The following is an 11,152-nucleotide window of genomic DNA, read 5'->3' as shown; positions in this document are numbered from 1 at the left end:
TTTTTTTGATTTATTTCACCAAGCGATGATTTATTAAACAAAAAACACAAAATAACTACATTTTGTTGAAATTAAGACCTATAAACCATCAAATTCAGTTGCGAATTCGGCAACCTTTTCCCAGTTAGTATACTCAATCTCTGTTTTTGGGTCGGTTGGGCCATCTGTCATTTTCATAATTAGGCGGATCATCATTCTATCAAACCATTTATAACGCGGATAAAACAGCGCTCCGGCAAAAACAGACTTCAATGTTGGCTTCCAAGGACACGCTTCTAAAAACTTTCGCGTATATGCGTTAGTTTCAACCGTATTCTTACCTTTTTTCCTTGCCGTTAAATTTACAGCAAAAAAACCGGTCTTCATTGAATTCAATTGATTTTGATGGGAGGTCACAAAGCGTTGTAGTTTTTTATTGAAATGCCCGTAACGAATAGATGCCCCTACTAATACTTTATCGTAGCCTGATAAATTAAGCTGTTGGTCAGTATTTAAATCACGAATATCACATTCACGACCTAAGCCTCTCAGCTGTTCCGCCATTTTTAAAATAATTTTTTTTGTTTGCCCATCCGTACTGGAGTGTAAAAGTAAATAGCTCATTATTGTTCCTAGATTATTATCATTTCTATATAGATAGTCTTATATATAGATTGCATTCAATTATTCACGCCAGAAAGTTGGAGTCAGTAGCACTAATAAAGTAAACACTTCCAAACGCCCAAATAGCATCGTCACCACTAGAATCCATTTACCGGCTGGATTCATTGACGTAAAGTTATCTGCAACAGTCCCAAGGCCTGGCCCCAAGTTATTGAGTGTGGTCGCTATTGCTGAGAATGCAGAAAACTCATCAACACCTGTTGCGATCAGCAATAATAAGCTGACGACAAAAACAAGTGCATAGGCAGAGAAGAACCCCCAGACCGCTTCGATGATCCTTTCAGGCAATGCACGCTGCCCCAGTTTGATTGTGTAGACCGCATTTGGGTGAACTAAGCGCTTTAATTCACGCGAGCCTTGCAAGAAAAGCAATAAGATACGAATAACTTTTAATCCGCCCCCTGTTGAACCTGCACATCCACCAACAAATGCAGCACATAATAGAAGCATTGGTAAGAAAAGAGGCCAACCAGAAAAACTGTCTGTCGTAAATCCTGCCGTTGTCGCCATTGACACAACTTGGAAGAATGCCTGATCAAGCGTTTGCCCGAAGCTGCCATAAACCGAATGGTACATAAGTATTAAAGTACAAATCACCACTAAGACAAATTGGAAGCTGATGAACATTCTAAATTCGGGATCGCGCCAATAAATCCCTAAACTACGTCCAGTTAGTACTGCAAAGTGTAAACCGAAGTTACAACCAGAGATAATCAGGAAAATACCTATGATAGTGTTAATCGCAGGACTATTGAAATAACCAATACTGGCATCATGAGTTGAAAACCCGCCAATAGCGATAGTCGAAAAGCTGTGGGAAATAGCATCAAAAACATCCATTCCTGCTATCCATAAAGCAACTGCACAAGCAATTGTGAGCAGTACATAGATTAGCCATAATGTTTTTGCCGTTTCTGCAATGCGAGGCCGCATTTTATTGTCTTTCAAAGGACCCGGCATTTCTGCGCGGTATAACTGCATTCCCCCAACGCCCAAAAGCGGTAAGATTGCAACAGCGAGCACAATTATCCCCATCCCCCCAAGCCATTGAAGCATCTGCCGATAAAACAAAATAGCTTTGGGCAAGGAATCAAGCCCTGTCAGCGTTGTCGCACCAGTGGTAGTCAAGCCTGAAAACGATTCAAAAAAAGCATCTGTAACCGAAAGGTTAGGCCTTTCAGAAAAAATAAAAGGTAATGCCCCAACGCTTCCCAGTACTGTCCAAAATAAAACAACAATAAGGAAACCTTCTTTTGCTTTAAGCTCGTGCCGGCTATTGCGGGTTGGTAGCCACAGAAAAAGGCCAATTAGCAAAGCAGTAACAAAAGTCTGGCTAAAAGCTCGACCTGCACCATCACGATAAATTAGCGCAACAATACCAGGAATAACCATGGTAAAAGAAAAGATAATGACAAGCAGCCCGACTATGCGGGTTATTGCACGAAAATGCATTCGGCAGGTTCCTTGATAAAACTGTTTACTATTCCGATTCTGGCGTGAGCGCTAAGGCCCCACGACTTATATCGCGTAATTTATCATTGACCTCCTGCTCAAGAGTAGCAGGAATTGCAATTTGTAAAGAGACAGTTTCATTATAATCACTGTGCAAAACCGTGCCATTCACCTGAGCAAGGAGTTGTTCAATCGCATTAATCAACGAATAGTCACACACTAAATTAAAGATTTTTTGTGGTACTTTTGTCTTTGTCGGTAATATTCTTAATGCTTGCTGGACACCATTTCCATAGGCTTTAACGAGCCCACCCGTTCCCAGTTTTATCCCACCAAAATAACGCACAACAACACAGGTAACCTCCCCTAGGTTGCTACCTAATAGTTGCGCCATAATGGGTTTTCCTGCTGTTCCAGTTGGTTCTCCGTCATCAGAGAACCCCAACTTTTGTGAATCATCAGGCCGACCAGCGACAAATGCCCAGCAATGGTGCCGGGCATCTGGGTATTGAGCTTTAATTGATTGAATATAATCTTTTGCCGCGTCAATACCATCTGTATGAGCTAAATACGTAATAAATTGGCTTTTTTTGATCTCTTCTGTAAAAGAAATAGTTTCAGCCGGTATTAAATAAGGTTTCATTAACGTAAATGTAAGTCTCGAGTCATATTTTCAATACGATTTGCGTGGATCACGATATTGTCTTCAATACGGATCCCACCGTAAGGTTTGAAAAACTCAATTTTATCCCAATTAAAATACTGGCTAAACTCCCCATTTCGCCATTCAGATAATAGAGATTCAATGAAGTAGAGCCCAGGTTCAATAGTTAACACCATTTTAGGTTCTAAAACACGAGTACATCGTAAGAATGGATACATTTTAGGAGCCGCAAGATGTGTACCGCTGTCATCTTGCATAAAGCCAGCAGCATCATGAACTTGTAACCCAAGCGGGTGCCCTAAACCATGAGGCAAAAATGGCGTTGTTAAGCCACTTTCCACCATTGACTCTTCGCTAATACCTTTAATAATATCATGTTTAATCAGTATTTTAGCAATTCTATGATGCATATCTACATGATAATCGGTATAGCGCACACCCGCCTTGATTGTATCAATTAAAGCGAGCTGTTCCGTATTGACATCCGCAACTAATTCAGCAAATTCATCTTTCCCTTTTGCCGCATAAGTTCTCGTAATATCAGCAGCATAACCGTTATATTCAGCTCCTGCATCAATAAGGAAGCTGCGTAATTCATTCGGCACAGTTTGCTGTAGCTTAGTGTAATGCAATACCGCTGCGTTTTCGTTCAGCGCAACAATGTTACCATAAGGGACATTGGTATCTCGATGCCCAGTTGATTGTAAATAGCTGATATTAATATCAAACTCACTCATACCTGCACGGAATGCTTCGAGAGCTGCAAGGTGCCCATTTACTGCCATTTTTTGCGCTTCACGCATGCAGTAAAGTTCATAATCGGTTTTATAAGAACGATGATAATGATAGTAATCTAAAACAGGTTTGGGATTGATATTATGTAGCGAAATCCCTAACGACTCAGCTTTTGCAGTTGCCGAACCAATATAAGCCACATTTTCTTTCGGTAGACTTGTTAGGAAGGTTTTAATGTCATCCGCATTTTTTAAATGGATTAATTCAATATCTTTAGTCCAAAAACTGTTCGGTAGTGGCTCAACACTATGCCAATAGTCAACAGGGGAATAAAACCATAGTTTAGGTTTATTTACGCCATCAACTAATAACCATGAATGTGGAACATCGGTGACAGGTACCCACGCTTTAAAATGAGGGTTAACTTTAAACGGATAGTCGCTATCATCAAGAAAGATGCGTAGGGGTTCACCTGAATGAATCAATATGGCATCTAATTTGCTGCGCTGTAAAACTTGCTGAGTTCTGTTTTGTAACGTTTTAATATGTTCAGCGTAGAGTGCAGTCAGTTTTTCCATTTCCTTCAACCTTTCAGCATTAATTAGAAAAATTAAGCTTACCACGTTCTGTTATTAACGGATATGCGCTCTGTTGCAAACCTGCACTAATTAATTGATATATAGTTAATTTATCATTTAAAACATTAATTATTTCACTTAATTGCTGTGACCAATCTTCCATTTTTGTTATTAAAAGTTTGCAATTAATTAACATTCTAGTCACACTCAACTCATCTGGTCGTACCAGATAACACTACCACGTAGAGGAGAGCAGAATGCTTTATCAAAGTGACACTATCTATATTCAATGGTTGAAACAAGGGATTGCAGAACTGGTTTTTAACTCACCAGGGCCAATTAACAAATTGGATACCCACACCGTTGCTTCACTTGATGAAGCCGTGTCTGTTCTTGAGCAACAAACCGAGCTGCAAGGTGTAATTTTCCGCTCTGATAAATCCGCTTTTATTGTTGGTGCTGATATCAAAGAGTTTCTTTCACTCTTTGAAGCATCAAAAGAAACGCTAAGTGATTGGTTGCACTACGCTAACAGTATTTTTAATCGCATTGAAGACCTGCCTGTTCCAACGATTTGTGCCATTAATGGCTATGCATTAGGTGGTGGCTGTGAATGTGTTTTATCCACTGATTTTCGCATCGCTTCACCTGATGCTCGAATTGGGCTTCCTGAAACAAAACTTGGGATCATGCCTGGATTTGGTGGGTCTGTTCGTCTACCTCGATTAATTGGTTTAGATAGCGCATTAGAAATTATTACTGCAGGTAAAGATGTCGATGCCTCTCAAGCTTTAAAACTTGGCCTTATTGACGCGATTGTTAGTACAGAAGCTCTCGCACACTCAGCGCTGCAAGTTATTGAATCTGCAATCACCGGGGCCTTCAATTGGCAGAAGAAACGCCAACCTAAACTTAATCCTCTACAATTGAAACCTATTGAGCAAACGATGAGTTTCAATGTCGCTAAGGGGATGGTGTACAAGGTTGCTGGCAAACACTATCCAGCCCCTATGGCTGCTGTGAATACGATAGAAAAAACAGCAAACTGCACTCGTGATGAGGCATTGAAGCATGAAACAGCTGCATTTGTTCCTCTAGCGCATAGTGATGTTGCACGTGCTTTAGTGAATATTTTTCTAAATGACCAACAAGTTAAATCAAACAGTAAAAAAGTCGCACAACATGTTGATATTCCAACACATGCTACAGTATTAGGTGCAGGGATTATGGGCGGTGGCATTGCTTATCAATCAGCCAGTAAAGGCGTGCCAGTCTTAATGAAGGATATTAATGTTAAGTCATTAGACTTAGGGATTGAAGAAGCGCAAAAGCTATTAAATAATCAGTTTGAGCGTGGAAAAATTACAGCTGCGAAAATGGCAGCAACCTTATCATCAATTCATCCCTCATTATCTTACAACGGGGTGGAAAATAGCCAAATCGTCGTAGAAGCCGTTGTTGAGAACCCGAAAGTCAAAGCTGCTGTATTATCTGAAGTTGAATCCTTAGTAACAACAGAAACCATACTGGCTTCAAATACTTCAACGATTCCAATTTCAACCCTCGCAAAATCACTAAAACGCCCAGAAAATTTCTGCGGCATGCACTTTTTTAACCCAGTGCATCGGATGCCATTAGTCGAAATTATCCGAGGAGAACAAACTTCTGATAACACGGTTGCTAAGGTTGTTGCCTACGCCAATAAAATGGGTAAAACCCCTATTGTTGTCAATGATTGCCCTGGCTTCTTTGTTAACCGAGTACTTTTTCCTTATTTTGCAGGCTTTAATTTGCTGCTACAAGATGGAGCTGACTTTAGAGAAATAGATAAAGTCATGGAAAAAGAGTTTGGCTGGCCAATGGGGCCTGCTTATCTCCTTGATGTCGTTGGTATTGATACCGCTTTTCATGCGGAACAAGTTATGGCCCAAGGTTTTCCTGAAAGGATGGGGAAAAAAGGAAAAAATGCCATCGATGTAATGTATGAACAACAACGATTTGGCCAAAAGAATGGCCAAGGGTTTTATCAATATGAAAAAGATAAAAAAGGGAAACCGAAAAAAATTGATGACCCTCGGACTGATGAATTACTTGCTACTATTTGCCCAACAAAGCGCACTTTCACCAAAGAAGAAATTATTGCTCGAATGATGGCTCCCATGATTAACGAAGTTGTTCGTTGCTTAGAGGAAGGTATCATTCAAAGCCCTTCAGATGCAGATATTGCTTTAGTTTATGGTTTAGGTTTTCCACCATTTAGAGGGGGAGTGTTCTGCTATTTAGATACCTTAGGTAGCCAGTCTTACTTGAAAACGACGGAATCTTTGCAGCACTTAAGCCCGCTATATCACGCGCCTAGTGGCTTAAAAGAAAAAGCGGCTACCAATGCAAGATATTACCCACAGCCACCTGTCGTGGCGATTGATGTCAAAAAAGTTGCGAGAGGTTAATTTTATGGAAAATGTCGTCATTATTGATGGAATACGTACACCAATGGGCCGTTCAAAAGGTGGGGTATTTCGCCATGTTAGAGCTGAAGACCTTTCTGCACACCTCATGAATGCAATTTTTGAACGTAATCCAAACGCAAGTAAAAAAGAATTGGATGACATTATCTGGGGTTGTGTTCAGCAAACACTGGAACAAGGGTTTAATGTTGCTAAAAATGCAGCATTGCTCACGGATATTCCTCATACAGTTCCAGCAGTTACAGTAAATCGCCTTTGTGGTTCATCAATGCAAGCAATACATGATGCGAGTCGGTTAATTATGACGGGTGATGCAAAATCTGTACTCATTGGTGGGGTGGAGCATATGGGCCACGTACCAATGACTCATGGTATAGATTTCAACCCTAAGCTGACTTTACACGTTGCTAAAGCCGCAGGCGCTATGGGTCTAACCGCTGAAATGCTTGCCAAAATGTATAAGATTAGCCGAGAAGAGCAAGATGCGTTTGCGTTACGGTCTCACCAACTTGCTGCCTTAGCGACGGAAAAAGAGAAGTTCAATAACGAAATCGTCCCAATTAGTGGCCATGATGCCACAGGTAACCTCATTTCAGTCAATTATGATGAAGTGATTCGTTTTGATGCAAATCTCCAAGGTTTAGCCGCTCTTCGCCCCGCTTTTGACCCTGTTAGTGGAACGGTAACCGCAGGTAATTCATCTGCTCTGTCTGATGGTGCTTCTGCGATGTTACTGACTAGCGAAAGTTATGCCATGCAGCAAGGAATTAAGCCACGAGCCAAAATACGCGCAATGGCCGTTGTTGGCTGTGACCCATCAATCATGGGATTTGGGCCTGTGCCAGCAAGTGAACTCGCTTTGAAACGCGCAGGACTAACTTTAAATGATATTGATATTATTGAATTAAACGAAGCTTTTGCGGCGCAATCTATTGCCTGTCTAAAAGGCTTGAAGCTATCAGAAAACCAATTAGATGATAAAGTAAATCTCAGCGGAGGGGCTATTGCACTTGGCCATCCTTTGGGTTGTTCAGGAGCAAGAATTTCAACAGCTTTGCTTAATCATTTAGAACAAAACGATAAACAATTTGGTTTAGCCACCATGTGCATCGGGTTCGGCCAAGGTATAGCCACAATTATTGAACGAGTTTAACAATTTAGTTTTAGTTTTCGCAAACATTGTATTTTGTCGATGTTCCCGCCTAGTCAGGGGCGGGTTTTTTTTGCCTTTTTTTGCCCAAATAACCACAACAAACTTAACCCTCATAGTTCGGGTTATCGGTAGGCGGCAAGCAAATGAGACCCTAGGAGCATACAAAAGTATGTAACTAGAGCGAATGAGTGAAGCCACCCCCCTACAATTTGAAATATGACGGGTTAAATGAATTCGTAAGCATCACCGAATAACTGCTCCGATTTAGCTCCGCGCTCATTACAAAACCGTTCTCTCGCTATTTTCGCCATTTCAAAACGACCTGCAATATAGATATCATGACTGGACAAATCGCCAAAATCTTCTAATACTGCGCTCAGGACTGTTCCTGTTCTACCACGCCATAGTTCATCTGGTTGCTCAACAACAGGGGTGATCTTTAAATTAGGATAGTTTTCACTGAGGGCCTGCAATTCACCAAGATCGTATAAGTGCTCCAATTGACGACCGCCCCAATAGAAAGTTATGTCACGATTTGGGTTTTCAGCTAACGCCGCAAGCAATACTGAGTGGGTATAGGAAAAACCTGTTCCACCTGCAATTAAAATCATTGCGTTACTGCTATTTTCCCGAAACCAAGCTTTACCGTGAGGAATGTCAATATTTATACGTTTCTGATCCAGAATTCGATCCATTACAGCCATTGCGTATAAATTAATCTCAGAAGCACCAATATGTAATTCGATAGTTTCTTTATTATTTGGAGTTGAAGCCATTGAAAATGGTCGTTTGTCACGCTCATCCATCACGACCATTAAATATTGGCCTGCTTTAAAATGAAAAGGACCATCTGGCAACAAAATCACCCGATAAACCGTATCCGTGATAGATTCAACAGATGTTACTTTACAGCTTAAAGTTGCCATGGTTTCCCTCTTATTTTTTATCAAAAATATTTAATTGTTCCCAAATATCATCAATGCGAGATTTAACGCTCTCTGTCATTACGATAGGACGCCCCCACTCACGATCTGTCTCACCAGGCCATTTATTGGTAGCATCAAGTCCCATTTTTGAACCTAACCCTGAGACAGGAGAAGCGAAGTCGAGATAATCTATTGGTGTGTTTTCCATCATCACTGTGTCACGGGCTGGGTCCATCCGAGTTGTAATTGCCCAGATAACATCTTTCCAGTCCCGTGCATTAATATCATCATCACAAACAATAACAAATTTAGTGTACATGAATTGGCGCAGGTATGACCAGACCCCCATCATGACCCTTTTGGCATGTCCTGCATATTGTTTTTTCATTGTTACAACGGCAAGACGATACGAGCACCCTTCTGGAGGAAGATAAAAATCAACAATTTCAGGGAATTGCTTTTGAAGAATAGGGACAAGTACCTCATTTAACGCCTCCCCTAATACTGCAGGCTCATCGGGTGGCCTTCCTGTATAGGTTGAGTGATAAATTGCATCACGACGCTGAGTCACATGAGTCACGGTAAATACAGGGAAATTATCGATTTCATTATAATATCCTGTATGGTCACCATAAGGGCCTTCAGGGGCCATTTCGCCCGACTCAATATACCCTTCTAAAATAATTTCAGCGCCAGCGGGAACTTCAAGGTCATTCGATATGCATTTAACAACCTCGGTTTTATTGCCACGCAATAACCCCGCAAAAGCATATTCAGATAATGTGTCAGGGACTGGTGTTACCGCACCTAAAATGGTTGCGGGATCTGCGCCAAGAGCGACTGCAACAGGAAATTTTTCGCCTGGATGAGCTTGGCACCACTCTTGAAAATCCAAAGCGCCACCGCGATGAGATAGCCAACGCATAATGACTTTATTTTTTCCAAGAACTTGCTGGCGATAAATACCTAAATTTTGCCTTTCTTTATGTGGGCCCTTAGTGACTGTCAACCCCCACGTAATTAAAGGTGCAGCATCTTCTGGCCAACAATGCATAACTGGGATTTTTGTCAGATCAACGTCTTCACCGGCCCAAATTTGTTCCTGACAAGGCGCAGAACTTAGCCGTTTTGCAGGCATGTTCAGCACTTGCTTGAATTTTGGTAGTTTATCGAAAAGGTCACGAAAGCCTTTCGGAGGATCGGGCTCTTTCAGAAAAGCGAGTAATTTGCCTACATCATGTAAAGCTTTTATGTCCTCTTGCCCCATTCCCATCGCAACACGTTTAGTTGTGCCAAACAGGTTACACAAGACAGGCATGTTGTAGCCTTTGGGATTTTCAAATAATAGGGCCGGTCCCCCTGCTCTTAGTGTGCGATCTGCAATTTCGGTCATTTCCAAGTAGGGATCGACTTCCATTGTAATACGTTTTAACTCGCCTTGTTTTTCAAGTTGCGAGATGAAATCTCTAAGGTCACGGTATTTCATTATCTTCTTTTACTGTTACAGAGGGAGTCTCATTATAAGACGTCCGGCCAAGGTTACAAGTTACAGCCTATCTCCTTAATCCTTCAAGTTACAGCGCTTTTCGTTGAAGTATAAGTGACTACTCTCAGCTAGCCGAGTCACATAGTTTATCTATGTGCCCCGCCAATCTTCCTTTATCACCTACCTGTAGCTCGAATTATTTGGAGTATAAAACACTTTAAAATCAATCTTTTTCTGGCTTAGTATACCATTTTACTGGCAATCAAAAGGGACTAATTTTTCTAATAGTAATGTATTAAATTGTTCTGAGAATGTTTTATTATGCTGAAATAGTTTAAAACCTTCATCTTTTCCGCTGAAATAATGAAGTTCATTACCTTTAATTTGTAACCCACTTCCCTCCCTGAGCGCAACAACAACTTCGTGCGGGTTAATCACACAAAACTCTTGTAATCGCTCATCACGAGTTTCTCCCATATGACCAGAGATGTGAGCATCAATATAGTGAGGATTAATTTGTAATGGAAATATCCCCAGAGATGGCATAATTACGGCGTTACTAACAGGCATATCATTCGTAGTACGAATACTTGGCGTCGCTACATTACATCCCGCACTCCAGCCGATATATGGTACACCACGCTCACGAACCGCACGTTGAATAGCAACGATCAACCCATTCTCATGTAGGCATTTATTCAGCCACCAAGTATTACCACCACTGACAAGAATACATTCAGCCTGCTCAATCGCTTCTACAGGGCTAGAAAAGTGCTCAATTGTCGTAACTTTTATTCCCAACGCTTCCGAAAGTTGTTCAGCTCTCTCATCATGTGAACCTCGAAGAACCGCATAAGGAACCAAAACTGCTGACTTTATGTTCTTACGAGCAATCATTTCTTTGATTCGAGGTAAGGCGTAGCTAAGCCATACAGGGTTGCCTGGTAGCTTACCATTACTCAACAAAAAGATATCCATTATGTCTCCTACTGATTTAGTTTTTGCACTACAGTTATCATAAGAATAT

At 41.1% G+C, this 11,152-nt stretch carries 9 protein-coding genes; 2 read left to right on the top strand and 7 right to left on the bottom strand.

Translation table 11 applies throughout. The features are described from left to right. Positions 1 to 78: 78 nt before the first annotated feature. From hemG to pepQ, 4 genes are read right to left on the bottom strand one after another with little or no spacing between them, the layout of a single operon-like run. Positions 79 to 603 (bottom strand): menaquinone-dependent protoporphyrinogen IX dehydrogenase, encoded by a 525-nt coding sequence (hemG, locus tag PSF67_RS08910; RefSeq protein WP_272676790.1) that lies wholly within the window; start codon positions 601 to 603, stop codon positions 79 to 81. 60 nt (positions 604 to 663) lie between these two features. Continuing rightward, complete coding sequence (gene trkH, locus PSF67_RS08905) at positions 664 to 2,115, bottom strand: Trk system potassium transporter TrkH (RefSeq protein ID WP_166267368.1); 1,452 nt, start codon at positions 2,113 to 2,115, stop codon at positions 664 to 666. Between the two features lie 28 nt (positions 2,116 to 2,143). Beyond that, positions 2,144 to 2,758, bottom strand: a complete 615-nt coding sequence (locus PSF67_RS08900; protein WP_102139071.1) for an IMPACT family protein — start codon at positions 2,756 to 2,758, stop codon at positions 2,144 to 2,146. After that, positions 2,758 to 4,092, bottom strand: a complete 1,335-nt coding sequence (gene pepQ, locus PSF67_RS08895; RefSeq protein WP_102139072.1) for a Xaa-Pro dipeptidase — start codon at positions 4,090 to 4,092, stop codon at positions 2,758 to 2,760. The genes PSF67_RS08900 and pepQ overlap by 1 nt, the downstream gene beginning before the upstream one ends. A gap of 257 nt (positions 4,093 to 4,349) precedes the next feature. Here pepQ and fadB point away from each other — a divergent pair, with 257 nt between their 5' ends. Together fadB and fadA are read left to right on the top strand one after the other, a co-directional pair. Further along, positions 4,350 to 6,542, top strand: a complete 2,193-nt coding sequence (fadB, locus tag PSF67_RS08890; RefSeq protein ID WP_272676789.1) for a fatty acid oxidation complex subunit alpha FadB — start codon at positions 4,350 to 4,352, stop codon at positions 6,540 to 6,542. A gap of 4 nt (positions 6,543 to 6,546) precedes the next feature. Next, entirely contained in the window at positions 6,547 to 7,713 is a 1,167-nt protein-coding gene (gene fadA, locus PSF67_RS08885; RefSeq protein WP_272676788.1) for an acetyl-CoA C-acyltransferase FadA, read from the top strand. Positions 7,714 to 7,937: 224 nt separating this feature from the next. Here fadA and fre read toward each other — a convergent pair whose 3' ends face one another. The 3 genes from fre to pepE form a co-directional block, all read right to left on the bottom strand. Next, on the bottom strand, positions 7,938 to 8,639 hold the full coding sequence (gene fre / locus PSF67_RS08880; protein WP_166267361.1) for an NAD(P)H-flavin reductase: 702 nt from the start codon (positions 8,637 to 8,639) through the stop codon (positions 7,938 to 7,940). Between the two features lie 10 nt (positions 8,640 to 8,649). After that, the gene (ubiD, locus tag PSF67_RS08875) at positions 8,650 to 10,125 is read right to left on the bottom strand and encodes a 4-hydroxy-3-polyprenylbenzoate decarboxylase (protein ID WP_272676787.1); all 1,476 of its coding nucleotides are present in this window, start codon (positions 10,123 to 10,125) and stop codon (positions 8,650 to 8,652) included. A gap of 252 nt (positions 10,126 to 10,377) precedes the next feature. Then, positions 10,378 to 11,103: a dipeptidase PepE gene (pepE, locus tag PSF67_RS08870; protein ID WP_272676786.1), complete on the bottom strand. Its 726-nt coding sequence runs from the start codon at positions 11,101 to 11,103 to the stop codon at positions 10,378 to 10,380. Positions 11,104 to 11,152 lie beyond the last annotated feature (49 nt).

Source organism: Providencia sp. PROV076 (genome assembly GCF_028483405.1).
In the GTDB taxonomy this organism is placed as follows: domain Bacteria; phylum Pseudomonadota; class Gammaproteobacteria; order Enterobacterales; family Enterobacteriaceae; genus Providencia; species Providencia huaxiensis.
The sequence above is the reverse complement of the archived record's forward strand: the minus strand, read 5'-3'. Positions and strand labels throughout refer to the sequence as shown.

Coding starts and splice junctions, on each gene's coding strand:
- PSF67_RS08900 (WP_102139071.1), bottom strand. CDS start 2,758: ATGAAACCTTATTTAATACCGGCTGAAACTATTTCTTTTACAGAAGAG.
- trkH (WP_166267368.1), bottom strand. CDS start 2,115: ATGCATTTTCGTGCAATAACCCGCATAGTCGGGCTGCTTGTCATTATC.
- ubiD (WP_272676787.1), bottom strand. CDS start 10,125: ATGAAATACCGTGACCTTAGAGATTTCATCTCGCAACTTGAAAAACAA.
- fre (WP_166267361.1), bottom strand. CDS start 8,639: ATGGCAACTTTAAGCTGTAAAGTAACATCTGTTGAATCTATCACGGAT.
- pepE (WP_272676786.1), bottom strand. CDS start 11,103: ATGGATATCTTTTTGTTGAGTAATGGTAAGCTACCAGGCAACCCTGTA.
- fadA (WP_272676788.1), top strand. CDS start 6,547: ATGGAAAATGTCGTCATTATTGATGGAATACGTACACCAATGGGCCGT.
- pepQ (WP_102139072.1), bottom strand. CDS start 4,092: ATGGAAAAACTGACTGCACTCTACGCTGAACATATTAAAACGTTACAA.
- hemG (WP_272676790.1), bottom strand. CDS start 603: ATGAGCTATTTACTTTTACACTCCAGTACGGATGGGCAAACAAAAAAA.
- fadB (WP_272676789.1), top strand. CDS start 4,350: ATGCTTTATCAAAGTGACACTATCTATATTCAATGGTTGAAACAAGGG.